Genomic DNA, 26,733 nt, shown 5'->3' with positions numbered 1-26,733 from the left:
GCCATGAGCGTGATGAAGGATCGTGATTACGGGACGCCCGGCGTGGAAACGGGCCGGACCGTGACGGTCGAGATCGACGGCCGTCGCCACGACGTGCCCGAGGGCGTGTCGGTGATGCGCGCTGCTGCGCTGGCCGGAACCGACATCCCGAAACTCTGCGCGACCGACAGCCTCAACGCGTTCGGCTCTTGCCGCCTCTGCCTCGTCGAGATCGAGGGCCGGAAAGGGACGCCCGCCTCCTGCACGACGCCGGTCGAGGCGGGGATGAAGATCGCCACTCAGACCGAGCGTCTGGAACGCATCCGCCGCGGCGTGATGGAGCTCTACATCTCCGATCACCCGCTGGACTGCCTGACCTGTGGCGCAAATGGCGATTGCGAATTGCAGGACCGCGCCGGTGAAGTGGGTTTGCGCGAAGTGCGCTACGGCTATGAGGGCGAAGGTCATCTCGATGCCGAGAAGGACACGTCCAACCCCTATTTCACTTTCGACCCGGCGAAATGCATCGTCTGTTCGCGCTGTGTACGCGCCTGCGAAGAGGTGCAAGGCACGTTCGCCCTGACCATCGAGGACCGGGGCTTTGACTCCAAAGTCTCCGCCAGCGCGGGCGAGGCCTTCATCGACTCCGAATGCGTCTCCTGCGGGGCCTGTGTGCAGGCTTGCCCGACCGCGACGCTCACCGAAAACACCATTCTTGGTCACGGCCAGCCCAATCGCTCGGTGATCACCACCTGCGCCTATTGCGGTGTCGGGTGTTCCTTCCGCGCTGAACTGCAGGGCGACGAGGTCGTGCGCATGACGCCGCACAAGGATGGCGGCGCAAATGAAGGCCATTCCTGCGTGAAGGGGCGCTTTGCCTGGGGCTATGCCACCCATGCCGACCGAATCCTTTCACCGATGATCCGCGAGACGACAAATGCCCCCTGGCGTGAAGTCAGCTGGGACGAAGCCATCAGTTATGCGGCCGAGCGTCTCAAAGCGATCCAGACCGAACACGGCACCGGCGCGATTGGTGGGATCACCTCCTCACGCTGCACCAATGAGGAAGTCTATGCGGTCCAGAAAATGGTCCGCGCCGCGTTCCACAACAACAATGTCGACACCTGCGCACGGGTCTGCCATTCACCGACCGGCTACGGGCTGAAGAACACGTTTGGCACCTCGGCCGGGACACAGGATTTCAAATCCGTCGCCAAAGCCGATGTGATCCTCGTCGTCGGGGCCAATCCCACCGACGCCCACCCGGTTTTTGCGAGCCGCATGAAGCGCCGCCTGCGTCAGGGCGCAAAGCTGATCGTCATCGATCCGCGCCGCATCGACCTGGTGCGCTCGCCTCATGTCGAGGCGGCCCACCACCTGCCCTTGCGCCCCGGCACGAATGTCGCGGTGATCAACGCCATCGCCCACACCATTGTCACCGAGGGTCTCGTTGACGAGGCCTTTGTCGCGGAACGCTGTGAAACGCCCTCCTTTGACCGCTGGAAGGAATTCATCGCGCTGGCGGAGAATTCTCCTGAAGCGCTTGAGGATGTCACCGGCGTGCCGGCAGAGGACATTCGCGCGGCGGCACGGCTCTATGCCACCGGCGGCAATGGCGCGATCTATTACGGGCTCGGCGTAACCGAGCATTCGCAAGGCTCGTCCATGGTGATGGGCCTTGCCAATCTGGCCATGGCGACCGGGAATATCGGGCGCGAGGGTGTGGGCGTGAACCCGCTGCGCGGTCAGAACAACGTCCAGGGATCGTGCGACATGGGCTCCTTCCCGCACGAACTTCCCGGCTACCGGCACATTTCCGACGCGGCGGTACGCGGCGAGTTCGAGGCACACTGGCAGGCCTCGCTCGACCCCGAACCGGGACTGCGCATCCCGAACATGTTCGCCGCCGCGCTTGATGGCTCGTTCAGAGGTCTTTTCGTGCAGGGCGAGGACATCGCCCAGTCCGACCCCAACACGCTGCACGTCTCCGCCGCGCTGCAGGCGATGGAGTGCGTCATCGTCCAGGACCTCTTCCTGAACGAGACCGCCGCCTTCGCCCATGTCTTTTTCCCCGGCACGTCCTTCCTGGAAAAGGACGGGACGTTTACCAATGCCGAGCGGCGCATCAATCGCGTCCGCCCGATCAAGCCGCCCCTGCAGGGCATGCACGAGTGGGAGACAGTCGCCCGCCTTGCCCGCGCCATGGGCTACGAGATGGGCTGGCCGGACGGCGCGGCAATCATGGACGAGATCGCGGCTCTGACCCCGACCTTCGCGGGCGTGAGTTTTGAAAAGCTCGATAGCGGCAAGTCGATCCAGTGGCCCTGCAATGACGCAACACCGGACGGCACGCCCGTCATGCACGCCAGCGGCTTCGTGCGCGGCAAGGGCCAGTTCATGCTGACCCGCTATGTGCCGACCGAGGAGAAGACCAACCGGCGCTATCCGCTGATCCTGACGACGGGCCGTATCCTGTCGCAATACAATGTCGGGGCGCAGACACGGCGCACGAAAAACTCGATGTGGCATGGCGAGGATGTGCTGGAAATCCATTCACACGATGCCGATATCCGCGGTATTTCCGACGGCGATCTGGTTTCGCTCGGCAGCCGGATCGGCGCGACCACGATCCGCGCCGTCATCTCCGACCGCATGCCGCAGGGCGTGGTCTACACGACTTTCCACCACCCTGAATCCGGGGCCAATGTCGTCACGACCGAGCTGTCGGACTGGGCGACCAACTGCCCCGAATACAAGGTGACGGCGGTTCAGGTGACGCTCGCCAACATGCCGTCGGACTGGCAGATGGAGCGGCGCGAGCGTCGCGCCGAGATCGAACCGGCCGAGTAGGCGCTTGGCCGCTTTCCCCGACACGAAGCGCGACATCGCCCTGCCCGGCGGCGGCTCCTGGGGGATTGCCGAGGAAGTCCCGGTCGAGATCGGTTTCAACGGTACGGCCTGGACCGTGATGATGGCGACACCGGCCGATCTCGAAGACCTCGCAATCGGCCTCGCCTTGACCGAACAGATCATCACCGATGCCGGCGCGGTCGAAGGGTTGGCCCTGAAAACCTACCCCGAGGGGATCACGGCCGACATCCGCATTGCGCGCGAAGCGCTGACCGGTAAAGCGCTCCGCCGCCGCACGCTCGACGGTCAGTCGGGTTGCGGGCTGTGCGGGTTGGAGACTTTGGCGGAAGCCATACGGCGGCCAGCTCCCAGGTCTTGTAACCGAACCCTACCCGGCAAACCAGCCATCCTGAAAGCCTTCTACGGCCTCGCCGCCGCCCAACCTCTCAATGCCGCAACGCGCAGCGTCCACGCCGCGGCCTGGTGCGCACCGCACGGGGCGGTCAGCCTCGTGCGCGAGGATGTCGGCCGCCACAATGCGCTCGACAAGCTCGTCGGGGCACTCGCCCATTCGGGACAGCTGGAAGACAACGGCTTCATCGTCATGTCGAGCCGATGCAGTTTCGAACTCGTCTGCAAGGCAGCGATCACCAACGCCTCCCTTCTGGCCACCGTGTCGGCCCCCACCGGCCTGGCCCTCGACCTCTCGCGCGAACTGGGGCTTCCCCTCGCCTGCCGCTCGGGCGAGGATGCCATTCTCTTCAATTCCGGGACGGAATGATGCGGGACGAAGACCTCATTCGCATGGCGCGCCAGATCGCCGATTTCTTCGAGCCCTACGGCCATGAGGAAACCGTCGCCGGCATCGCCACACACATGCGCAATTTCTGGGACCCGCGCATGCGCACCCAGATCATCGCCCTGGCCAATCAGAAACCGGACAGCCTGCCCGAACCGGTACGCGAGGCCGTGAACCGGCTGGCCTCACCCGCCTGATACCCCCGACACAAGAAGGATCGACGGACATGAAATCCGATATCGAGATTGCGCGCGCCGCATCCATGAAACCGGTCACCGAGATCGCCGCCAAGCTCGACATTCCCGGCGAGGCCCTGCAGCAATACGGTCCCTACAAGGCCAAGGTCGCGGCACCTTTCATCGGCTCGCTAAAAGACCGCAAAGATGGTGGACTGGTCCTCGTCACGGCCGTCAATCCGACACCGGCAGGGGAAGGCAAGACCACGACGACGGTGGGCCTGGGTGATGCGCTGAACCGGATTGGCAAGAAGGCCGCCATCTGCATTCGCGAACCGTCGCTCGGTCCGTGCTTCGGCATGAAGGGCGGCGCGGCCGGTGGCGGCATGGCCCAGGTCGTGCCGATGGAAGACATCAACCTTCACTTCACCGGTGATTTCCACGCCATCACCAGCGCGCACAATCTGCTCGCGGCGATGATCGACAACCACATCTACTGGGGCAATGCGCTCGAAATCGATCAGCGGCGCGTGGTCTGGCGGCGCGTGCTCGACATGAATGACCGGGCGTTGCGCTCAATCGTCTCCTCGCTCGGCGGGGTCGCCAACGGTTTCCCGTCCGAGGCCGGGTTCGACATCACGGTGGCGTCCGAAGTCATGGCGATCCTCTGCCTCGCCACGGATCTGGCCGATTTGCAGAAACGCCTCGGTGACATCATTGTCGCCTACCGGCGCGACAAGTCCGCCGTGACCTGCCGCGACATCAAGGCCGACGGCGCGATGACTGTCCTTTTAAAGGAAGCCATGCAGCCCAACCTCGTCCAGACGCTGGAGAACAACCCGGCCTTCATCCATGGCGGCCCGTTCGCCAATATCGCCCATGGCTGCAATTCGGTGATCGCGACCAAAACCGCGCTCAAACTCGCGGACTATGTCGTCACCGAGGCCGGATTCGGGGCCGATCTGGGCGCGGAGAAATTCTTCGACATCAAGTGCCGCAAGGCCGGTCTGAAGCCGAAAGCCGTCGTTATCGTCGCGACCATCCGGGCACTGAAATACAATGGCGGGGTCAAGAAGGACGCGCTGACCGAAGAGAATGTCGCCGCGCTGAAAAAGGGCTGCGTCAATCTCGGCCGCCATATCAAGAATGTCCGCCAGTTCGGTGTCACGGCCGTGGTCGCGATCAACCATTTCACCTCCGACACCGACGCCGAGGTCGCGACCGTTCAGGCCTATGCCGAGGAACTCGGGGCCGAAGCCATCGTCTGCCGGCACTGGGCGGACGGGTCAGCAGGCACTGAAGACCTCGCCCGCCGCGTCGTCGAGATCGTTGATTCCGGGACCGCGCAGTTCGCCCCGCTCTACAAGGACCACCTGTCGCTGTTCGAGAAGATCGAGACGGTCGCCAAACGCATCTACCGCGCCGACGAGGTGATGGCCGACCAGAGCGTGCGCGACCAGTTGAAAGCCTGGGAAGCGGCAGGCTTCGGCGATTTGCCGGTTTGCATGGCCAAGACCCAGTACAGCTTCTCGACCGACCCGACACTGCTCGGCGCACCGGAACACCATTCGGTCGCCGTGCGGGAGGTTCGCCTCTCGGCGGGCGCGGGGTTCGTCGTGGCGATCTGCGGATCGATCATGACCATGCCCGGCCTGCCACGCGTTCCGGCTGCCGAAGGCATTGGTTTGGGCCCCGACGGCGAAATCGAGGGCCTGTTCTAGGCGTCTGGGCAGTCGAGGCGTTCGGCGACCGACGCGCCGTCGCCGAAAAAGCGGTCGCCCATCGCCCGGGCGATACGGCAGCGCTCGGCATTGTCCACACGCGCATCGCTGGCCAGCGCATCGGCGAGGTCGGCCACCACGGTCCGGCCTGTGACCAGTTCCGGACCGTCATCGGCGGGCGTGTCGAACCGCATGCGCGCACCGCCGTCCCGCCAGCGTTCCCAGCCACCTCCGGGATCGCCATCACGGGCGAAGTCGGCCCAGTGCCGGCCCATCTGACGGGCCAGCGCCACCCGGCCTTCGGCATTCCGGTCGTTGAACAGGAAGGGGTCGAGCCGGCCAAAGAGCTCAAACCGGTTGAAGACGAAGGGGATTTCCATGGCGTGCGCCGCTCCCAGCATGAAGCGGGTATCGACCAGCAGATTGGCCGCGCCCTCGTCCCAGTCGAAGCGGTAAGCCCAGACATCGTCATGACCACCAGCCGTCATCACGCTGGCGAGATCATCCACCGCTCCGACCGTCCACATCGCGCTCTGATAGTCGGAAAGCGCTGCGTAGTAGTCGCGATCGCGCGGCCGGATGAAGAGGCCCAGCGTACGACTGGCCAAGTCCGGGTTGAGCGCGTTGAACAGCCGCATCTCGTCGCGGTTCGTGCCGGTAATGACCGGTACCGCATTGAATGTGCCGGGCGAGGCAAGCGCAGCCCTTATCCCGCCCTCGGGAACCGTCACCCCGTCCTCGATCATGCGCGGCATGTCGTAGTGGGACCCGCCAGAGAGGTCGAGCCCGGCAAAGACGTCTTCCAGGCTGACTGCGCGGAGCGCCTCGGCCGTCACCGGCCCCTCCACGACACGGCCGAGCACCTCGCCCGATGCGTTCGCGAGGTCGCCCGACCGGCCTTCGGCCTCTGCGCGGGTCACGGTCGCGGCCGATCCGCTCTGGATGATGGCCCGGTGAAACAGGCCCTCGGCCAGCGGCGAGGTCAGCAGGGCGGCGACATTGTGCCCGCCGGCACTCTCGCCGAAAATCGTCACCCGGCCCGCATCCCCGCCAAAGTCCTCGGCATGGGCCTGCACCCAGCGCAGTGACTCGATCAGGTCGAGAATGGCGAAATTCGCCGCGCGATCTTCCGGACGTTCGGCGTCGGCGCGCAACTCCGGCGCGGACATGAATCCCAGCGGACCGAGCCGGTATTGCACCGCGACGATGATGACATTCTGGTCAATCGCCAGCTGGGAGCCATCATATTCCGACGACCGGCCCCAGACATTACTGCCCCCGTGTATCCAGACCATGACTGGCAATTCGTCCGCACCCGGCGGCGCATAGATATCCAGATAGAGGCAGTCTTCCTCACCCGCCAGCAGTCCGGGTTCAAGTCCCTCGGGCTCGTCAAGAACGTTGGTAATCTGCGGACAGCGTGAGGCGTGACGGGTCGCATCGCGCTCGCCATCCCACCCCGAGGCCGGCCGCGTCGCGCGCCAGCGCAGATCGCCCACAGGCGGTGCGGCATAGGGCAGGCCGAGCCAGACATGCGCGCCGGTATCGGCGACATAGCCGGTGGTCGCGCCCTGACCGTCCAGCACGATCCGGGTCGCCGGTTCGGCTGTGGGTCCGTCCACATCCTGCGCGCAGGCAGCCAGAACGAGCCCGGCCAGCAATCCCGTCACACCGCGCATGGCGCGCCTCCAATTCCGAAAGGTCCCAACCCCAGACCGCGATCATAGATTGGCGCGGCGGATCGTCGAGTCCCTGTTCAGGGGAGGCGGCGCGTCCTAGTCCGAGCCGCTTCCCCGGCACCACCGGACGGTTCATCGTCGGTGTCCGCCTCGTCATCTGTTTCGCCGGACTCCGCCGACGCGATCGTCACCCGCAACAGATTGTCGTTGGAATCCCGGTCGATCAACTTGTTGTAGGGGTCGACACCAGCAAAGAGCGGCCGCTCGTCCGTGACCAGTGTGATGCTCACCTCGGTCTCGTTGATGCGGTGCTTCTGCATGTAGAGGATGTGGTCGGTACCCTCGAAAGCCCCATCGAGGCCGCGTGTGAACAGGCCGATATCGATGTCATAATCGATCGCTTCCTCGACCTCTTCGCCCTGTCCGTCGGCCTCGAATTTCTGGGCCGCGACAACAATCGTCGTTTCCCAGCGTCCGTCCTCCAGTTCGCGGGTTTCCGCGCTGGAAACCTCGAGGTCGAACAGGACGATGCGCTCGAAGAAGTCGGTGATCAGGCTGTCCCACTCCGGCCCCGCTTCCTCGCGCAGGATGCGCAGGAAATCGAGCGTCGTGGGATAGGGGTCGGACCGGTACTGGAACTCGGCGACCAGCCGCGACAGCGCCGCGTTGACCGTGTCCTCACCGACATAGTCCTGCAGGGCGTACATGATCACCGCGCCCTTGCGGTAATGGATGTAGGGCTGGTTTTCCACCCGGTAGAGCGGCAGTTCCTCGCGGGACTCGCTCCCCCGGCTCTGCAGATAGGTGTCGAGTTCGTACTTGAGGAAACGGCGCATGTGGTCCGCACCATATTCCTGCTCCATCACCATCAGGGCCGAATACTGGGCGAGGGTCTCGACCAGCAGGCTGCCGCCCTGGACGTTCGGGCCCATGATCTGGTGGGCCCACCACTGGTGGGCTGCCTCGTGTGCGGTGACGTAATAGACGTAGTCGATATCGTCCGGGTCACTGAGGTCCGCCGTGAAGCCAATCGATTCCGAATAGGCGATCGTGTTCGGGAAAGACTGGGCAAAGCTGGCATAGGCCGGGAATTCCAGCATCCGGTACTGGCGATACTGGTACGGGCTGATGTGCTCGGACATATAGGCCAGCGAGTCCTGCGCGCCCTGCATCATGCGCGTGACATTCCAGTCGTGTTCCGGGTGGTAGAAGACCTGGTAGTTGATGCCGTCAACGTCCTCTTCGACCAGGGTGTATTCGGCCGACATCCAGTTGAAGAAATTGAGGCTAAGGTCCTCCATCACGTATTCGAAGTAATGGCGGCCGTCCTCGATCCAGTCGCGCTGGAGATAGCCGGGCGCGACGACCGTCTGGCCCTCGACCGTCGAGACCAGTGTGCGGAAGGACACATAATCGGAATCCTGCCGGATGTAGTTGTCGTCCCAGTGTTCTTCGTCCTCGAGCGCGTAGGCGCGGTCGATGGGCGGCAGATCCTGACGCCGGCGTTCACCCGGATCCTGGATCAGGGCATTCCGGTTGAAGCCAATGAACGGCGCGAACTCGCCATTGTTGAAGAAGGTCCCGTTATACATCACCGACGAGACATTGCCGCCATTGCGGAAGCCCGGATTGGTGACCTCGACATTGAAACTCAGCGTGCGGCTTTCACCCGGCTGAAGCGGCGGGTCGAGCTCGAAAGCATGGAGATTGCCGTACTCGCTGCGTTCCTCGCCCTCAACGCCATCAAGCGAATGCCGGATCACGTCGGCCGACCCATAGGAGACCCAGACCACCGGAATGGCCTCGTCCGTCCGGTTCTCCAGCACATTGGTGCCGGTCGCGGTGTAACGGCGCTCATAGGGGAAGATATCGATCGTGTAGTCGACGCTGGTGATCGTGGGCTGCGCTAGGCCTTCCAGCTGATCACGCCATTCGCGTTCATAGTCGGCAGCCATGCGGCGCTGGTCGCGTCCGGAGACGAAGTCATTGAGCACGACGGTATTGTGATAGATCCACACACCCGCGCCGACGGCCACGGCCAGAGAGACGGCGGCGGCAAGTCCGGTGCCCGGACCGAATGAACCCGGCAGGGCCCGAATCCGGTGCCAGATCGGCAGCAGCGCCCCGCGATTCCACATGACGAAGGCAAGCGTGAACAGGAAGGTGCTGATCGCCCCCCAGTAGAGATACCACCACAGCTGAATGCCGATCAGGTGACCAAAACCGTTCATGTCCGTGTAGGGCACGATGCTGACAAACGGGAAGCGGTAGAGATTGTGGGTAAAGCCCATCGGGGCCAGCACGAAACTGGTGACGATGAACACCAGGCCGATGGCGACAATGCCGATCCATTTGTTGTTGGTCAGCACCTGCAGGAAGATCGCCAGCATCGACAGCATGGTCAGCGGAATGACGAGGTCGATGACGGTTCGGACCAGGTATTGTCCGAAGTCGATATCGAAATAGCCGCGGACGAGCTGCGAGAAAATGGCGATCATGACGGCCACGGCAATCATGCCGCAGATCACGGTCATCATCCCGATCAGCTTGGCGAAAATGAAGGCCCAGTTCGGAGCCGGTGTGGCGTCGACGATATCGGAGAACCGCACATTGCGTTCCCGCCACATCAGTTCCGACGAGTAGTAGATCACCACGATAATCGGAACGAGCAGGAAGCCGCCGATCATCGAGGTCATGACGGTGGCCGTCGTCGGGTAGTTCGGCGTGCCATAGGGCGGCACGTTGAGGAAGACCGCGATGCCGACCAGCAGGACGACGAAGAAGATCGCGATCCAGAATCCGATGTTGAAAACGACGCCTTTGACCTCGAAGGCGATCCGCGACAGGAATTGCTGGAACACAGCCTTCTTGGGCGTCGGCTGGGCCTTGGGCAGCTGGATTTCCGTCGGCACGAAGGGCGCTTCCTGACGCCGGAACTTGTTCTTCTTCAATCCGCGCGCATTGCCCTGCCGGAACGAGAAGATCATCACGTTGAAGACAAACAGGACGAGCGCGACACCCAGCCAGATCAGCCGGTTCTGAAGCAGGATGCCTTCCAGCGGCGCGACCTGGGTATTCTGTTCCGCCGTCGTCCAGTACTGCGTCACAAGCGCCAGCGCGTTGGTTCCGAACGGATCGCTGAGTGCGGCGAGATCGCGCCAGGACGGTTCCTGCATCAGGAAGCCGCCCGCCGTGTTGAACACCAGCATGCCGATGAAGACTGACCAGGTCACCAGCAGCGACCGGCTGAGATTGGCCGCCGTAAACAGGACCAGGCCGATGATCAGCATGTTGGCCATGCCGAACACGATGAAGGGGTGGAAATAGAACCAGAAGCTGAATGGCCCGAGCGTCTCCGGGTCGACCCAGGGCATGCTCGCCCCAATGAAGTGGCCGATCGGGATACTGGTGAAGGCCAGCATTGTCACCACGAAACCGCCGATGAAGCGACCGATCAGGTAGTCGTGCTCCCTGACCGGCGAGGCGAAGAACAATTCCTGGGTATTGAAACTGCGGTCACGCAGCACACCACTGGCCAGGAAGACGGTCGGTATGACCATCGCGAACAGCGAAAACGCCGAAATCATCAGGGCGATTTCCTGCGGCGAGTTGATATTGATCGCATCGCTGCCCGTCAGCGTCACATTGGGTGACGCCGGAATGGCAAATCCCAGCAGTCCGAAAACGAGGAAGATCGAAATCAGTGCCGGTGAAAACAGGTGATAGCGGAATTCGAAACTGGCGATCTTGCCGAGCATGGCGCGTCTCCTTCCTGTCCCGATATCAGGCCGCGTCCGCTTCAGCCGGATCGGCCGAAATGGTCGCGAAATAGACGTCCTCAAGGTCAGGATTGACGGACTCGAACCCGTCACCCGGATGGGCATCGGCCAGGACATGGATCAGGACTTCACCCTGCGTCAGGCGCGTGGAAATGACCCGGTGCCGGCTTCTGTGGGCCGGCAGGTCGGCTTTGGCGATACGCTTGCTCCAGACCTTCCCGTCGAGCGAGGAGATCAGCGCCGCCGGCGATCCTTCCGCGACGATCTGTCCGCGATTCATGATCGCCATCAGCGGGCAGAGGTCCGCGACGTCCTCCACGATGTGGGTCGACAGGATGACAACGACATTCTCGCCGATCTCGGACAGGAGATTGTGGAAACGGTTGCGTTCCTCGGGGTCGAGACCGGCCGTGGGTTCATCGACAATGATCAGTTGGGGGTCGCCGATCAGCGCCTGGGCAATACCAAAGCGCTGCCGCATGCCGCCCGAATAGGAGGCGACGGCCTTCTTCGCGACCTTGGCCAGATTGGTTTGCTCGAGCAGCCCTTCGACCACGCGCTTGCGGTCCTTCGCGTTGGAAATGCCCTTGAGCAGCGCCAGATGGTCCAGCATGGCGCGCGCCGACATGCGGGGATAGACGCCAAAGTCCTGCGGCAGATAACCCAGCTGGCGGCGTAACTCGCGCGGCTCCTTCAGGACATCGATGTCATTGAAGGTGATGGAACCCTTGTCAGCGTTTTGCAGGGTCGAGATCGTCCGCATCAAGGTGGACTTGCCCGCGCCATTGGGGCCAAGCAGGCCGAACATGCCCTTGGGAATGGACAGCGAGACATTGTCGAGCGCACGCACGCCATTGCCATAGGTTTTCGACAGGTTCGAAATCTCGAGCATGATTTTTTCGCGGCCGTTGCGAACGCCGCGCCCCAATTCATTGTCCCAGACCGTCGGGCTTACGCCCTTCCGCCACACTGGCGCAAATGAATGACAGGAAATGTCAGCGCAACAAGCGGGACGCTCTGCAGGCTCGTCCCCCACTGTGCTGAAGATTAATTCAAGGCAATGTCCGGCAGCCCGGATTTGACGCTGGGCATGGGATCGCTAGGTTCTGCGCCAGCAAAAACCCGAGGGAGAAACCCTGCAATGAAACGCCTTCTTATTGGCACGACCAGCCTCGCGGCGCTTTTTGCCGCGGCGTGCAGCCAACCCGACACCGACGCGGACATGGACACCGGCACCGACACCATGACCGATGAAACCATGGCGGACGAGACCGCGACCGACGAAACCATGACTGAAGACGAAGGCGGTTTCGACCGCATGGAGCAGGCCATGGTCGACGAGCAGATGGCCAGCAACCACCTGCTGGCCGAATGGGACGGCCCCTATGGCGGCACACCGGACTTCGATGCGGCGAGCCTCGATGATCTCGAGCCTGCGCTGGAAGCCGGCATGGCCGCCAACCTCGCCGAGATTGATGCCATAGTCGCCAATCCGGACGCGCCGACCTTCGAGAACACGATCGTTGAACTGGAACGCGCCGGCGAGCCGCTGGGCCGGGTCTTTTCCTACTGGGGTATCTGGTCGAGCAACAATTCCTCGCCGGAATTCCGGGCGATCCAGCAGCGCATGGCACCGCGCCTTTCGGCCTTCAGCTCGGAGATCACCCAGAACGCCGAGCTCTTCGCGCGCGTCCGCGCCGTCTATGAAGGCGACGAAATGGAGACGCTGCGCCCGGATCAGCAGCGGGTGGTTCAGCTGACCTATGACAGCTTTGCCCGCAATGGTGCGACTCTGGAAGGCGACGCCGCCGAACGCTATGCAGCGATCAATGCCGAGCTGGCCGAGCTGCACACCCAGTTCGCCAACAATGTCCTCCATGACGAAGAGGAATACGTTCTCTTCATCGACGAGGAGAGCCTCAGCGGCCTGCCCGAGAACTTCGTGCGCGCCTCCGCTGCCGCCGCCACCGAACGCGGACGTGAGGGCGAGTACGCCATCACCAACACCCGTTCCTCGATGGATCCGTTCCTGACCTTCTCGGACGAACGCGATCTGCGCGAACAGGTCTGGCGGACCTATTACAATCGCGGCGACAATGCCGACGAGTGGGACAACAACGCCATCATCATGGACATTCTCCGCCTGCGCGACGAACGGGTGGAATTGCTGGGCTATGACAATTACGCCCAGTGGCGCCTGGAAAACCGCATGGCAGGCACCCCGGAACGCGCCATGGCGCTGATGGAAGGTGTCTGGGAAGCCGCCGTCGCCCGCATCCACGAGGAAGTCGCCGACATGCAGGCGGTGGCCGACGCGGAAGGCGCGGACATCACGATCGAGCCCTGGGATTACCGCTATTACGCGGAAAAAGTCCGGGCCGACCGCTATGATCTCGATAGCCAGGAGGTCAGCCAGTATCTCCAGCTCGACAATCTGCGGGAAGGGATGTTCTTCGTCGCGGGCGAGCTTTTCGGCTTCGCCTTTGAAGAACTGCCGGAAGGCACGGTCTCGGTCTGGCACCCGACCGTGCGTGTCTGGGAAGTCACCAACCGCGAGACCGGTGAGCATATCGGCCTGTGGTATCTCGACCCCTACGCCCGAACCGGCAAGCGGTCAGGCGCATGGGCAAACAGCTTCCGCAGCCACACCACGTTCGATGGCCCGCGCAATGTCCTGGCGACCAACAATTCCAACTTCGTCCAGCCTGCACCGGGCCAGCCGGTTCTGGTCTCATTTGACGATGCCACGACCTTCTTCCACGAATTCGGCCACGCCCTGCACTATCTCTCCTCGAACGTCGCCTACCCGACGCTCAATGGCGGGGTACGGGACTATACTGAATTCCAGTCCCAGCTGCTCGAGCGCTGGCTTCTGACCGACCCGGTGGTGAACAACTATCTCGTCCATGTCGAAACCGGCGAGCCGATGCCACAGGACTTGATCGACCGGATCCGGGCAGCCGCCAATTTCAACCAGGGCTTCTCGACCGGCGAGTATCTCGCCTCGGCGCTGATGGACATGTACTACCACACGACCGATCCCGACGAGGTCGGCGATCCGGACACGTTCGAGCGTGAAACCATGGAACGCCTCGGCATGCCGAACGAGATCGTACTGCGTCACCGCAGCCCGCATTTCGGTCACGTCTTCTCGGGCGAAGGTTATTCGGCAGGCTACTACGGATACATGTGGGCCGACGTTCTCACGGCCGACGCCGCGGAAGCCTTTGAGGAAGCCGGCAGCTACTACGATCCGGTCCTCGCCCAGTCGCTGGTCGACAATCTGTTTGCGCCGCGCAACGCGGTCGACCCGGCCGAGGCCTACCGCGCCTTCCGCGGACGGGACGCCGATGTCTCGGCGCTGATGCGCGACCGGGGCTTCCCGGTTCCGGGTGAAGACGACAGCGAAGAGTAAGCGCCGTCACATAAATCGGGATAAGGGCCGGGGCACACGCTCCGGCCCTTTTCCTTTCCGCTATCCTGATCGATTCCGAAAAACGCCGCGCGAAACCGGAAGATTCCACGCGGGTTTCAAATCCGGCGCGCCATTCTGGCCGCCGGCCTCCAGCGTCCTGTCAGCGCCGCCCGTTTCCTGAGGCGGCGGACAACGGAGGTCATCCCATGTTGAACGTGCTTCTCCCCGCCCTGCTTCTTGCCACCAACCCGATCGAAGGTGTTGCCCCCCAGGCCGACTTCACCTTTGACCGTGCCGAACTCGCCACCATTGACGGCGCAGCCGCTGTCCATGCGCGGCTCGTCAATGTCGCCACATCGGTCTGCGAGATCGAAAACGCCAATGGCGCGATGGCTCAGCGCGGTATCCGCACCTGCGTGGCCGACACGGTCGCGCGTGCCGTTGCCGAGATCGACGCCCCGGCGCTCTCCGAAATCCATGCGGGCAGGCTTGTCTCCCCTGACGAACGGCCCGCCATGGTGCAAGTCGCCGCGCGCGACTAGCTTTACCTTGCCCGCCAGTGTTTCCGGTCCTGCGACCGGCGGCACTGGCGGGATTTTCCGGCCGGAGGCATACTCGCCCGCATGAGTGGTCTTGATCTCTTTGATATCGTGGTCCGTTCTTCGGCCGCGATGATGTGCTTTCTGACCTGCGCGGTGCTGATGCTGACCGCGCACCGGACCTTGTCGGGACGCATGGGGGCGCTGTTTGCGCTCGGCGCTGCGGGCTATATCGTCTGCACCTCCCCGGCACTCGTCGCGGTGATCGGCCTGTGGCATGTGCCCTTCGTGGCGCTGTCCTGGTTTGACGGCATCTTCTTCTGGTGGTTTGCGCTTGCGCTCTTCTGCGACGAGTTCCGCTGGCGCATGCGCTTTCTCTATCCGGTCATCCCGATGGCGCTATTGGTCGCGGTTCCGGCGGTGACCAGCGACCCGGCCTGGGTAGATGCGGCCTATATCCTCAAACAGGCCCTGAGCGTGACCCTGATCCTGCACGGCGTGACAGTCGCCCTGCGCCGCCGCCGGGATGACCTGGTCGATGCGCGCCGGCGTTTCCGGGTCATCGTCGCCGTTTCGGTGGGGGTCTCGGCGATCCTGCTCATGGTGGTGGAGCACATTCCCTTGCCGGCAGACCTGCAACTGTTGGTGCCGCCCGCCTCGTCGCTATTGCTATTGCTCCTGACCTTCGGTTTCGCCGTCTGGGCGCTGCAGGTGCGCGAGGACATGTTCGTTGAAGTCCCGCCCGAACCGCACCGGCATGATCCGGAAACGGCGGCGGACGGGCTGGACCCCGCCGACCGGCCCCTGCTCGCCCGGCTGGAGCGCGCGATGGATGACGGGGCCTATCTGGAAACCGGCCTGACGGTCGGCGGTCTCGCCGACCGGCTCGGCACACCCGAACACCGGTTACGGAAGCTGATCAACCAGGGGCTGGGCTACCGGAATTTCTCCAGCTTCATCAACACAAGACGGGTCGAGGACGCCAAGGCGATCCTGGCCGATCCCGAACAGGCCCGCCGCCAGATCCTGCAAGTTGCACTCGACCTGGGCTATGGCTCCATCGCGCCGTTCAACCGTGCGTTCCGCGAGGCGACGGGTGAAGCCCCGACCGCCTTCCGCCGCCGCACGCTGGCAGGCTGAAGCGCGTCAGCCTTCCCAGTCTTTCGCGATGGATCGCGCGGCGATCAGGAACAGCGTCCCGGCAATCAGATACATCATCGAGCCGATGATGATGGAGTATTTCAGCGACGCATCCCCGAAGGTCGGGGCCAGCAAGGTCGAAAGTTCGCCCAGAACATAAATCCCGCCGGCGATGCCGATGAGATTGTTGATCAGGAGGAAGATCGACGAGGCGGTCGTGCGCATCGAGGCCGGCACCAGGTTTTGGAAGGCCGACAGTGTCGGGCCGAGCCAGGCCAGTCCCAGCGCGGTGGGCACCAGGAAGAGGATGACCGAAAGCGCCGGGCTCGGGGCCAATACCCCGGCAATGTAGAGCGGCGTGGTCAACAGGAATGCGATGCCCGGAACCCGCGCATAGGCGGTGACTGTGCGTTTGCCGAAGAGATCACTCATCACACCGCCCAGCACGATGCCAGCCGTTCCCCCGATGAAGAGGATCGACCCGAAGAGCCAGCCCGTCTGGATGATGTCGAGATCGAAACTGCGCGCGAAGAAGGACGGCAGCCAGAAGAAGACGCCATAGCCCATCATCGACGAACAGGCCGCCCCGAAGGTCAGGAACCAGAAGGTCGGCTTCTTCGCCAGCACGCCCAGGACCTGGCCGAAACTCGGCTTGGCAACCGTGTCGTCAAGTTTGACCGTGTCGAGCTGTCCCCGCGCCGGCTCGCGCACGACGAGTTTGAAGATGGGCACCAGGACCAGGCCGGCAATCCCGACAATGATGAAGGCGGCACGCCAGTCGAGGCTGTCGGAGATGGCCCCGCCGGCGATCTGCGATCCGGCGATGACCCCGAAGGCGGAGCCAATCGGTATCCCCAGCGAATAGAAGGCCAGCGCCCTCGCCCGGCTCTTCGGCGGGAAATAGTCGGCGATCAGGGAATAGGAGGGCGCAACGCCGCCCGCCTCGCCAATGCCGACGCCAACCCGCGCCAGGAATAACTGCGTGAAATTCTGGGTATAGCCGCACAGGACCGTGAACCCGCTCCAGATCGCCAGCGCACCGGTGATGATCCAGGTCCGGTTGGTCCGGTCGGCCAGCCAGGCGATGGGCACGCCCAGCGTGGAATAGAGGAAGGCGAAGGCCAGACCGCCGAGCAGACCCAGTTGCCGGTCGCTCAAATCCAGTTCGGCCTGGATCGGAATGGCGAGGATGGAAATGATCTGCCGGTCGAGGAAATTGAACGCATAGACCAGGAACAGCAGCAGCATCACCAGGATGCGATAGCCCTTCGACGGGGCAGCGGCAGGCGCGGGCGCGGATGTGTCGGTCAAGGCGTCACCTCGGACAGGAAATTGCGGACATCACCGAGCGTGCGCTGCGGATCCTCTTGGTGGGGGACATGCCCCAGATCGTCATGGGTCACAAGCCGTGCATTCGGAATCGCCGCGCTCATCTGGCGCGAGTGATCGAGCGGGATCATCCGGTCGGCTCCGCCATGCAGGATCAGTGTCGGTGCTGTGATCCGCGCGAGATCCGCGCCCGGTTCGGGCAGGGTGAAGACTTCGAGGCGCGCGACCATGGCCGCGCCATTGCCGTCACGGGCCATCATCGCCGCGATGCGTTCGGACACGGCCGGGTCCAGACGCGAGGGGTCACCATAGAGCTGCGCCGTCGCCGCCGCGACGAAGGGCGCGGGCGCGTTCAGGAGATAGGCCGCCACGGGGGCAGGAACGGCGACCGGCTCCTCGGTGACGCCATTGATGGAATACCCACCCGGCGCGACCAGGACCAGGGCCGTGACCCGGTCCGGATGGTCCGCCGCAAAGCGCCAGGCCGCCAGCCCGCCGAGCGAATTGCCACCGATTATCGCGGTATCGATGCCGAGCGTATCCATCAGGCCGCCAACGAAATCCGCCGTCTGAGGAACACTGTAGCGGCTTTCCGGGTCCGGCCCCGTCAGGCCATGGCCCGGCAGGTCGGGACGGATGACGCGGTAGTCGGTGGCGAGGTCTGCCGCCCATGCGTCGAAGCTCTCCAGCGAGACGGAAAACCCGTGAATGAGGATGAGCGCCGGTGCGTCGTCGGCACCTTCGATCCGGACCCGCGTGCGCAGGCCCGCGACATCGACCCAGCGGTCGGCATCAGTCCAGTAAGGCGAGTCCGGAATGTCCGCGGCGGCCACCGCCGGAACATTCTGTGCGGGCTCCTGCCGGCTCTCGGTCAACGAGACCCGGTAGGCGGACGAGACGATCGCGCCAAACAGCATGGCAATGAGAAGGATGGCGACGCCCACACCGGCAAGGATCACGATCAGCGGCTTTGCAGGCATCGTCGGTCTCCCCGTCCGTCAAACATTCCGTCAGTCAAACAGTCTGAAATGCCAATCCGGCCGGCAGGCTCGGAGTCCCGCCGGCCGGATGAGCGCCCCCCGGTCCCTTAGTAACGGAAGGCTACCGTTGCCGTTACCGTGCGCGGATCGCCGTAGAAGGCCGTCAGCGTACCTTCCAGACCCAGTTCCGGTGCCAGCGTCGTGTTGTTGACGAAGTCATAGCCGGCCACCCGGTAGCGTTCGTCCGTCAGGTTGCGGCCATGCAGGCCCAGCTGCCAGCGGCCATTGTCAGAATCCCAGACCGCGCTGGCGTTGAACAGGGTGAAGGCTTCCTGGTCGAGCAGCGGGAAGGGGAATTCGAACTGGCTGGAATCGCCCCGGTAGGACGCCATCGCCATCAGGTTGAGCATGCCCTGCGCGGCCGGCGTCATGTAGGAAACCGTGGCGCTGGCGGTCCAGTCCGGCGTGTTCTGGATCTGGGCCTGATTGGAGACATCGACACCGAAGGCGTTGATGAACTGGTCATACTCGCCGTCGATATAGCCGACTGTCCAGGCGAAGTTGAGCGCGTCTCCCGGACGGGCCATGTCTTCGGCCAGCGTGGCTGCACCTTCGAACTCGATCCCGGCGAGCGTCGCCGCACCGGCATTGGTCGTCACCCCGGTAAAGGTGTCGGCGATACCGTCATTATTGGTGTCGACGCCGACCGAGCCCGGGATCTGGACATTGGTGTAGTCCGAATAGAAAACCGCCAGCGAGTGCCGGTAGTTCGGACGCTCGACTTTCCAGCCGGCTTCGAACGTGTCGACTTCTTCCGGTTCGAACATCATGAACTGGAAGATCTCGGCCTGGGACACCGTCCCGTCCTGGTTGAAGTCAGGCGTCGCCGTGGTCTGGCCGCGCGGGTCGAAACCGCCACCTTTGAAGCCCTGGCTGTAGGACAGGTAGAGATTGTTGAAGTCGTCGGCCTGGAAACTGACCGAGGCGCGCGGGCTGAAATCGGTCCACTCTTCCTCGCCGTTGAAATTCGAGGTCGTCGCGATCAGCGTCGGGTTGCCGCCGAAAAATTCCGAGAAGCCGCCGATATAGGTCCGGCGCAGCACGGTCGAGGCCCGTTCGTCGACCGTGTAGCGACCGCCCAGCGAAACGCTGACCCGGTCGGTCACGTCATAACTGAAATCCCCGAAGATCGACCAGGTGTTGGTCGATACATCACCGAAGGTCTGGGCATTCAGCCCCGGCAGTCCGACGGCCGGAAGCGCTCCGGTCGTGGCCAGCAGCACGTCAAACACCGTGCTGGCTTCGGCTTCGAGATAGTAGAAGCCCAGCACACCGGCCAGGCGGTCGCCTTCATAGAGCAGCTGGAATTCCTCTGAGAACTGTTCGTTCTCGTAGATGGCCGGAACGTCGAGATCGGCTTCCGGCAAGCTGTCGAAATCGATCGGGCTCGTCGAGGAATCCTCGCGATAGGCCATGATGTTGCGGATCTGCCAGTTGTCGTTCACACGGAACTCGCCAAGGAAGGAAATGCCCGAACCGGTCACTTCCTGCTGCACCACATTCAGTCCGGCCCGGGTGTCATAGACATTGTTCAGCACCGGATAGGTGAAGGGCGGGAACTGGTCGGCGATCAGGCGATGGCCCTGGCGGGCGTTGGAATCGTCCTGGATATTGTCATAGGCGAGCCGGAGGAAAACCTGGTCATTGGGCTCGAATTCTGCCGACAGGCGGAAGGCGAATGAGTCCTTGTTGTAGTTCTCGTCGCCGGTAATCAGATTGGTTCCGAAGCCGTCACGCGTGAAGCGGGCCACGGCTCCACCGATACGGAATGTGTCGGACAGCGGCACGGAGCCCGATGCGATCACGTCGAACTGGCTGTAGCTGCCGACATTGACGCGGACATTGGCTTCCGGCTCGGTCGAGAGGCGGCGGGTCACGTATTTGATCGCGCCGCCGATGGTGTTGCGGCCATAGAGCGTACCCTGCGGCCCGCGCAGAACTTCGATCCGCTCGACGTCATAGATGTCCAGGATCGCCGCTTGCGGCCGGTTCAGATAGACGTCGTCGACATAGAGGCCGACACCGGATTCAAAGCCGGCGACCGGATCCTGCTGGCCTACACCGCGGATGAAGGCGGACAGCGTCGTGTTGGTACCGCGGGAGACTTCCAGCGTCACATTCGGCGTCGACTGGCCGACAAAAGTGATGTCCTGCGCGCCCATCTGTTCCAGCTGGGCACCGGAATAGGCGGTCACGGCGATCGGCACGTCCTGCAGCGATTCCTCGCGCCGCCGGGCCGTGACCGTGATCGTGTCCCGGTTGCCGGTATCAGCGGTGGTTTCGGTCTGAATGGCCATGGCCGGCGAACCGAGCAGGGCGATGGAAGCCACACTGCCAAGCAGCAGGGCGGTATTTGTAATGCGGTGTGCGTTAGTCATGGCGTACTCCCCTCGTAAATTCGGGTTGGGCCGGCGCGGTCTGGACCTCGCGGGCAAAGTCGGTGATGGCGCGTGCGAACGCGTCGGGTTCTTCGAGATGCGGGGCATGGCCGGAACGGGCGAACCCTTTCAGGCGCGCGTCCGGCATGGCGGCGGCGAGATGGCGGCTGGTTTCCGGGCTGTAGGCCTGGCTGAGCGCGCCATAGGTGACGAGCGCCGGAATGCGGATTCCGGCGAGCGTGTCGCGGCAGTCGGTATCGGCCATCGCGCCCCAGAGCTCGGCCATCGCGTCTGCATCATTGCCGGCCATCTGGTCGACTGCCCAGGGCAGGATGTCCGGCAATTGTCCGTTTTCCGGACGGGCGAACATGCGGGGCGCAAAAGCCGCCGCATAGGCCGGCCAACCGGTCCGCATTGCTGTTTCGATCTGGGCGCTGGCGGCCCGGTCGAGCCCGGTCTGCATCCCCAGCGTCCAGTCGGCGTCGTTGAGAATGCGCGGGCTCATGTCGATGGTGACAAGACCGGCGAGCCGGTCCGCCCCATGGCGGCCGATCATCGACCACAACACCATCGCACCCATCGACCATCCGACCGCAACGGCATTGCGCAGATCGAGCACACGCAGTAACGCGTGAAGGTCGTCGGCGAGCCGGGCCATGGTCAGCGGCCCTTCACCCCGGCCTGTCGCGCCATGGCCACGCAGATCAGGAACGATGATGGAAAATGAGTCCGACAGCGCGTCCGCGAGGCCTTCGAAGAAGCCCCCATGGGCCGCCCAGCCATGGACCAGCAGCAGGGGATCACCCGAGCCCGACACCCGCACGGCCATCGCCGCGCCGTCGTCCAGCGTCACGGTTTCTACGCCGGATTGCCCGGCGCGCACCCCAAGGGTACCCGCTTCATTCAAGACTGCTCTCCCCGCACCGGGGCGTCTGCCGCGCCCCTATTCGTGCCGTATTGCGTCCATTTCAATTTTGTGAAAACTGAATCAGATGTCAACTTTGAAATCCAAGACCCCGGACAAGAGCCCCAAGACCGCACGCGGTGAACGTACGCGCAGAAAGCTGCTGGAGGCCGCCGAACGCGAGTTCGGAGCCAATGGCTTTCATGCGACATCCATTGGGGAAATTACGCGCCGGGCGAAGGTCGCGCTGGGGACGTTCTACGTCTATTTCGAGTCCAAGGACGAGGTATTCCGCGCCCTCGTCGCACACATGGGCCACGTCACCCGGTCCTGGATTGCCGAACGGGTTTCCGACGCGCCCAACCGGCTCGAAGCCGAACGGCGCGGGGTCAAGGCCTTCATCGAGTTCGCCCGCGAACACCGTGATCTATACCACATCGTCATGGAAGCGCAGTTCGTCGCGCCGGACGCCTACCGGGCCTATTACGACAACTTCGCTGACGGCTATCGCCGCAATCTGGAAGACGCGGCCGGGCGCGGCGAAATTCGCGCCGGCGACGCGGAGGCCCGGGCCTGGGCCCTGATCGGGGTCAGTGTCTTCCTCGGACTGCGCTTTGGCGTCTGGGATGAGACCCGCAAGGCGGACGATCTCGCCGATGCCGTCTACGACCTGCTGAAAAACGGCCTCGACGCATGACGGACGGGGCCGGCCTCGTTCTGCGCAGATCGGTGGGCCCGGCAACCGGCCTCGTCCTCAGCCGTCCTGATCGCGGCAACGCCCTGACCCCTGCCCTGCTCGATGACCTGCTCACAGCGATCGGCTCGGCGGATCGGAACCGCCCGCTTGTGGTGTCCGGTGCCGGCAAGGCCTTTTCCTCCGGCGGCGACATTCTGGGCTTTCTGGCCCATGCCGGCGATCCTGAAGCCCTCGCCGCACACGGACGCACGCTTGTCGACGGGCTCAATGACGTCATCCTGGCGCTTCAGGCCTTTCCCGCCCCTGTCCTGGCCGCCGTCAATGGACCACTCACTGGCGGGTCGCTCGGACTCGCGCTCGCCGCCGACCGGATCATCATGGCCGACACCGCCTTCGTCCAGCCCTGGTACGCCGCAATGGGGTTCGCGCCCGATGGCGGCTGGACAGCGCTGCTTCCGGCCCGGATCGGATCGGCCCGCACCCATGCATGGATTGCCGGAAACGACCGGCTTGACGCGGCCACCTGTCTGGCGATGGGCGTGTGTGACCGGGTCTGTTCGGCGAGTGATTTTGCCTCGGCCATGGAGACCGAAGCGCGCACGCTCGCCAGCGCCGACACGGCAACGTTACAGGCTAGCCGCCGCTTGCTGCGCCCGGCCGAAGCCGACTTGAGAGCCGAGCTGGAAGCCGAACGGACCGCTTTTCTCGACTGCCTGTTGCGCCCGGAAACCATCGCCAGGATGCGCGCCTTCGCCGCGTCCGGCCGGACAGCCAAAGAGGCAGGCTGATGGACTTCCTCACCGACATCGCCGCACGCCGCGCCGCGCTGACCCCGGACCGAACGGCTTTCACCGATGTGAAGACGGGCCGGTCGATGACCTATCGTGCCTTCAACAACCGCGCTGCCCGGGCCGCCCAGGTCCTCGTCGAGTCCGGCGTCACAGCAGGCAGCCGCGTCGTGATCCTTTGCCGCAACCGGGTCGAATTCTTCGAAATCCTGATGGCATGCGGAAAGATCGGAGCCATTCTCGTCCCGCTCAACTGGCGCATGCCCGCCGCCGAGCTGACACCGCTCATCGCCGATTGCGGCCCGGCGCTGATCATCCACGGCCAGGAAGATCGCGAGACGGCCTTGGCCCTGGCCGGCGAGGCCGGCATCGCAGCGCTCGACCTCGACCAGCCAGGCGGCTACCCGGACCGGGTTGCGGCGGCAGAACCGCTGGCCGGTCGCGAGCGCTGGCCCTCGGGTGAGACCTGGTATCTGATCTACACGTCCGGCACGACCGGCCAGCCCAAGGGCGTCATACAGACCTACGGCATGGCGCTGGTGAACTATCTCAACATTTCCCAGGCAATCGGGCTGCGCGATGGCGATGCGACCCTGAATTTCCTGCCGCTCTTCCATACCGCCGGGATCAATCTGCACACTTTGCCCGTCCTCATTGCGGGCGGGCACGTCCAGGTCCTTCCCGGTTTCGAGGCCGGAGCGATGCTCGACCTCATTGAGACCGGCGGGATCGACGTCTTCATCGGTGTCCCGGCCATTTACCGCGAGCTCAGCCTTCATCCCCGCTTTGAGTCGGTCGATCTGTCGAAAGTCCGCCACTGGGCCTGCGGCGGCGCGCCCCTGCCCGACACGCTGGTAGAGCGTTTCGCGGCGCGTGGCCCGCGCGTCTGCAACGGGTTCGGGATGACCGAGACCGGTCCGACCGCCTTCCTTTCGGACCCGGAGGCCGCGACCGCGAAAATCGGCTCGGTCGGGAAGCCCCAGCTCTTCATCGATGCGCGTATCGCGAAACCGGACGGCGCGCTTGCGGGCGACGAAGAGACCGGCGAAATCCAGTTCTCCGGCCCCGGCATGACGCCGGGCTACTGGAACCGGCCCGAAGAGACCAAAGCGCTCTTCACCGATGATGGCTGGCTCAAAAGCGGCGATCTCGGGCGGCGCGACGCGGACGGCTATGTCTATGTCGTGGGCCGGATCAAGGAGATGTATATCTCCGGCGGCGAGAATGTTTATCCGGCTGAAGTCGAGAATGTCCTGGCGTCCCACCCGGCGGTCTTTGAAGCTGCGGTCGTGGGCGAACCGAGCGAGAAATGGGGCGAGACCGGCTGCGCCCATGTCGAGCTGAAACCGGGCCAGGCCGCCACCGCAGACGAATTGAAAACCTGGTGCCGCACGCGCCTCGCGGCCTTCAAGGTCCCGGCCCGTTTTGTCTTTTCAGACACCTTGCCGCGGACCGCTGCGGGCAAGGTGCAGAAACATCTCCTGCCTCGTGAGGGCCAGGCATGACCGGGCGGGTCACGCTGCAGAAAGACATGCGCCAGGCCGATTTCGACGCGTTCGCCGCACTGTCCGGCGACGCCAATCCGATCCATGTCGACCCCGGATTTGCGTCCCGGACCCGGTTCGGCAAGACGGTCGCGCACGGAGCCTATCTCTGCGCCATCGCGCGCGGCCTGGTCGAACAACTCGCACCCGGAGCCGTCCAGTTGGAGCAAGCGGTGATGTTCCCCAATCCGGCCCCGGCGGGCGAGACACTGGACTTCACCGCCGAATGGACGGACGGCGACCGGATCGCGTTCTCCGCCCGGCGCGCCAGCGATGGCGAACTCTGTCTGACCGGCCACACGCAGGTGCAGCGATGAAGCCGGGCGATCTTGCCGAACGGACCCGCCGCTTCACTGCAAAGGATGTCGAGGCGCTCTCCCGCCTGACCGGAGCGCCGCTGCGCACCGGCCTTGTCGCCGAGCCCTTCATTCACGCGATGTTTTCCGATCTCCTCGGCATGGACTTGCCGGGTCAGGGTGCCAATTACCTCAAACAGGAGATCCGCTTCCTCGCACCCGCACCTCTCGGTGAACCACTGACCGCGCGGGTCGAGATCACGCGCCTTCGCCCGGACAAGCACCTCGTCGACCTGGCCACGACCTGCCGGACCGAAGACGGCAGCCTCATCGCCGATGGCCGGGCGCTGATCTATGCGAAGGATGTCTCCGGGGCGTTTGACTGAACGCCGCCAATTCACGCTGACAGCCGGGCCGGACTTCCGCTAGCCTGACAACTTCACCAACGCCGACCTTGCGAAAGCCCGCCTGCCCATGACCTCCGCGCCTGTCTTCTACCGCGAACGCCGCCTGCCCCCTTACGTCTTCGCCGAGGTGAACCGCCTCAAGCTCGCCCAGCGCAAGGCGGGCCGTGACGTCATCGACTTCGGCATGGGCAATCCCGATCTGCCGCCCGCCCCGCATATCATCGACAAGCTGAAGGAAGTTGCCGCTGATCCGCGCGCGCACCGCTATTCGGCGAGTGCGGGCATTCCGGCCTTGCGGAAAGCCCTCACGCGCTATTACGAGCGCCGCTTCAATGTCGGGCTCGATGCCGACCGCGAAGTCTGCGTCACGCTCGGTTCCAAGGAGGGCCTCGCCAATCTCGCCCAGGCGATCACCGCGCCAGGCGACGTGATCCTCGCGCCCGACCCGTCCTACCCGATCCACATGTTCGGCTTCATCATCGCCGGAGCCGCAGTTCGCCCGATCACCTGGGAGGGACCAGAGCAGTTCCTCAGTGACGTGGCCCATGCCTGCCGCCGGTCGATCCCGGCCCCTTCGGCGCTGGTGCTGAACTTCCCGTCCAACCCGACCGCGCAAGTCGTCGATCTCGACTTCTACCGCGACGCGGTAGCGCTGGCGAAAGCCCACGACCTCGTCCTCATTTCCGATCTCGCCTATTCGGAAATCTGGTTTGACGGGCCGCCACCGCCCTCCATCCTCGAGGTCGAAGGCGCGCAGGATGTGGCGGTGGAATTCACCTCGGTGTCGAAGACCTATTCCATGCCGGGCTGGCGTATCGGCTTCGCCGCCGGGTCACAGCGCCTGATCGACGCGCTGAAACGGGTCAAATCCTATCTCGATTACGGGGCGTTCACCCCGGTCCAGGTCGCGGCTATCGCTGCGCTGGATGGCCCGCAGGACAATGTCGAGGCGCTGCGCGGCATCTACAAGGCGCGCCGGGACGTCCTGGTCGAGAGCTTCGGCCGCGCCGGTTTCCATGTGCCCGCCCCGGCAGCGACCATGTTCGCCTGGACCCCGATTCCGGAGACATGGGCGCATCTCGGCTCGGTGGAGTTCTCCAAACGCCTGCTCGAAGAGACCGGCGTTGCTGTTGCACCCGGCCTGGGCTTTGGCGAACACGGCGACGGGCATGTCCGGCTGGCCCTCGTCGAGAATGAACAGCGCATCCGCCAGGCCGCCCGCGCCCTGAAGCCCTGGTTCCAGAACGCCTGATCCGGAATCCGTCTGCGTCCG

General features: G+C 64.0%; 20 protein-coding genes. 13 read left to right on the top strand and 7 right to left on the bottom strand.

The window, feature by feature from the left end:
- The first annotated feature begins 3 nt into the window (after window positions 1–3).
- The 4 genes from fdhF to V0U35_RS03260 are packed head-to-tail and all read left to right on the top strand — an operon-like array spanning window position 4 to window position 5,525.
- Window positions 4–2,829: a formate dehydrogenase subunit alpha gene (gene fdhF, locus V0U35_RS03275; RefSeq protein WP_330195221.1), complete on the top strand. Its 2,826-nt coding sequence runs from the start codon at window positions 4–6 to the stop codon at window positions 2,827–2,829.
- A gap of 4 nt (window positions 2,830–2,833) precedes the next feature.
- The gene (locus tag V0U35_RS03270; RefSeq protein ID WP_330195220.1) at window positions 2,834–3,610 is read left to right on the top strand and encodes a formate dehydrogenase accessory sulfurtransferase FdhD; all 777 of its coding nucleotides are present in this window, start codon (window positions 2,834–2,836) and stop codon (window positions 3,608–3,610) included.
- Complete coding sequence (locus V0U35_RS03265) at window positions 3,610–3,825, top strand: formate dehydrogenase subunit delta (RefSeq protein WP_330195219.1); 216 nt, start codon at window positions 3,610–3,612, stop codon at window positions 3,823–3,825. Before V0U35_RS03270 ends, V0U35_RS03265 begins: the two co-directional genes overlap by 1 nt.
- A 29-nt stretch (window positions 3,826–3,854) precedes the next feature.
- Window positions 3,855–5,525, top strand: coding sequence for a formate--tetrahydrofolate ligase (locus tag V0U35_RS03260; protein ID WP_330195218.1), 1,671 nt, complete (start codon window positions 3,855–3,857; stop codon window positions 5,523–5,525).
- Here the strand turns inward: V0U35_RS03260 and V0U35_RS03255 are convergent.
- From V0U35_RS03255 to V0U35_RS03245, 3 genes are all read right to left on the bottom strand, one after another.
- Window positions 5,522–7,204 carry a carboxylesterase/lipase family protein gene (locus V0U35_RS03255; RefSeq protein WP_330195217.1) on the bottom strand — a complete coding sequence of 561 codons (1,683 nt, stop codon included), beginning with the start codon at window positions 7,202–7,204 and terminating at the stop codon, window positions 5,522–5,524. The genes V0U35_RS03260 and V0U35_RS03255 overlap by 4 nt on opposite strands.
- A gap of 77 nt (window positions 7,205–7,281) precedes the next feature.
- Complete coding sequence (locus tag V0U35_RS03250; RefSeq protein WP_330195216.1) at window positions 7,282–10,962, bottom strand: M1 family aminopeptidase; 3,681 nt, start codon at window positions 10,960–10,962, stop codon at window positions 7,282–7,284.
- A 25-nt stretch (window positions 10,963–10,987) separates the two neighbouring features.
- Entirely contained in the window at window positions 10,988–11,875 is an 888-nt protein-coding gene (locus tag V0U35_RS03245; protein ID WP_330195215.1) for an ABC transporter ATP-binding protein, read from the bottom strand.
- Between the two features lie 426 nt (window positions 11,876–12,301).
- Here V0U35_RS03245 and V0U35_RS03240 point away from each other — a divergent pair, with 426 nt between their 5' ends.
- The 3 genes from V0U35_RS03240 (at window position 12,302) to V0U35_RS03230 (ending at window position 16,077) form a co-directional block, all read left to right on the top strand.
- Window positions 12,302–14,398, top strand: coding sequence for a M3 family metallopeptidase (locus V0U35_RS03240; protein ID WP_373696365.1), 2,097 nt, complete (start codon window positions 12,302–12,304; stop codon window positions 14,396–14,398).
- Between the two features lie 206 nt (window positions 14,399–14,604).
- The gene (locus tag V0U35_RS03235) at window positions 14,605–14,940 is read left to right on the top strand and encodes a UrcA family protein (RefSeq protein WP_330195213.1); all 336 of its coding nucleotides are present in this window, start codon (window positions 14,605–14,607) and stop codon (window positions 14,938–14,940) included.
- Between the two features lie 81 nt (window positions 14,941–15,021).
- On the top strand, window positions 15,022–16,077 hold the full coding sequence (locus V0U35_RS03230) for an AraC family transcriptional regulator (RefSeq protein ID WP_330195212.1): 1,056 nt from the start codon (window positions 15,022–15,024) through the stop codon (window positions 16,075–16,077).
- Between the two features lie 6 nt (window positions 16,078–16,083).
- Here V0U35_RS03230 and V0U35_RS03225 read toward each other — a convergent pair whose 3' ends face one another.
- The 4 genes from V0U35_RS03225 to V0U35_RS03210 form a co-directional block, all read right to left on the bottom strand.
- Window positions 16,084–17,388 carry a spinster family MFS transporter gene (locus V0U35_RS03225; RefSeq protein ID WP_330195211.1) on the bottom strand — a complete coding sequence of 435 codons (1,305 nt, stop codon included), beginning with the start codon at window positions 17,386–17,388 and terminating at the stop codon, window positions 16,084–16,086.
- Entirely contained in the window at window positions 17,385–18,386 is a 1,002-nt protein-coding gene (locus tag V0U35_RS03220) for an alpha/beta fold hydrolase (protein ID WP_330195210.1), read from the bottom strand. Before V0U35_RS03220 ends, V0U35_RS03225 begins: the two co-directional genes overlap by 4 nt.
- A 107-nt stretch (window positions 18,387–18,493) precedes the next feature.
- A complete protein-coding gene (locus V0U35_RS03215) occupies window positions 18,494–20,824 on the bottom strand; it encodes a TonB-dependent receptor (RefSeq protein ID WP_330195209.1) in 2,331 nt (776 codons plus the stop codon).
- Window positions 20,817–21,731: an alpha/beta fold hydrolase gene (locus V0U35_RS03210; protein ID WP_330195208.1), complete on the bottom strand. Its 915-nt coding sequence runs from the start codon at window positions 21,729–21,731 to the stop codon at window positions 20,817–20,819. Before V0U35_RS03210 ends, V0U35_RS03215 begins: the two co-directional genes overlap by 8 nt.
- An 85-nt stretch (window positions 21,732–21,816) precedes the next feature.
- Here V0U35_RS03210 and V0U35_RS03205 point away from each other — a divergent pair, with 85 nt between their 5' ends.
- The 6 genes from V0U35_RS03205 to V0U35_RS03180 all read left to right on the top strand — a co-directional run bounded on the left by V0U35_RS03205 (window position 21,817) and on the right by V0U35_RS03180 (window position 26,712).
- Complete coding sequence (locus tag V0U35_RS03205; protein WP_330195207.1) at window positions 21,817–22,425, top strand: TetR/AcrR family transcriptional regulator; 609 nt, start codon at window positions 21,817–21,819, stop codon at window positions 22,423–22,425.
- Complete coding sequence (locus tag V0U35_RS03200; RefSeq protein WP_330195206.1) at window positions 22,422–23,213, top strand: enoyl-CoA hydratase/isomerase family protein; 792 nt, start codon at window positions 22,422–22,424, stop codon at window positions 23,211–23,213. Before V0U35_RS03205 ends, V0U35_RS03200 begins: the two co-directional genes overlap by 4 nt.
- The gene (locus tag V0U35_RS03195; RefSeq protein WP_330195205.1) at window positions 23,213–24,718 is read left to right on the top strand and encodes an AMP-binding protein; all 1,506 of its coding nucleotides are present in this window, start codon (window positions 23,213–23,215) and stop codon (window positions 24,716–24,718) included. Before V0U35_RS03200 ends, V0U35_RS03195 begins: the two co-directional genes overlap by 1 nt.
- Window positions 24,715–25,074: a MaoC/PaaZ C-terminal domain-containing protein gene (locus V0U35_RS03190; RefSeq protein WP_330195204.1), complete on the top strand. Its 360-nt coding sequence runs from the start codon at window positions 24,715–24,717 to the stop codon at window positions 25,072–25,074. The genes V0U35_RS03195 and V0U35_RS03190 overlap by 4 nt, the downstream gene beginning before the upstream one ends.
- Window positions 25,071–25,439, top strand: a complete 369-nt coding sequence (locus V0U35_RS03185) for a hotdog family protein (RefSeq protein WP_330195203.1) — start codon at window positions 25,071–25,073, stop codon at window positions 25,437–25,439. The genes V0U35_RS03190 and V0U35_RS03185 overlap by 4 nt, the downstream gene beginning before the upstream one ends.
- An 88-nt stretch (window positions 25,440–25,527) precedes the next feature.
- Complete coding sequence (locus V0U35_RS03180; protein ID WP_330195202.1) at window positions 25,528–26,712, top strand: LL-diaminopimelate aminotransferase; 1,185 nt, start codon at window positions 25,528–25,530, stop codon at window positions 26,710–26,712.
- Window positions 26,713–26,733: the final 21 nt, after the last annotated feature.

The sequence above is a fragment of the Hyphobacterium marinum genome (assembly GCF_036330325.1).
GTDB classification, from domain to species: domain Bacteria; phylum Pseudomonadota; class Alphaproteobacteria; order Caulobacterales; family Maricaulaceae; genus Hyphobacterium; species Hyphobacterium marinum.
The sequence above is the reverse complement of the archived record's forward strand: the minus strand, read 5'-3'. Positions and strand labels throughout refer to the sequence as shown.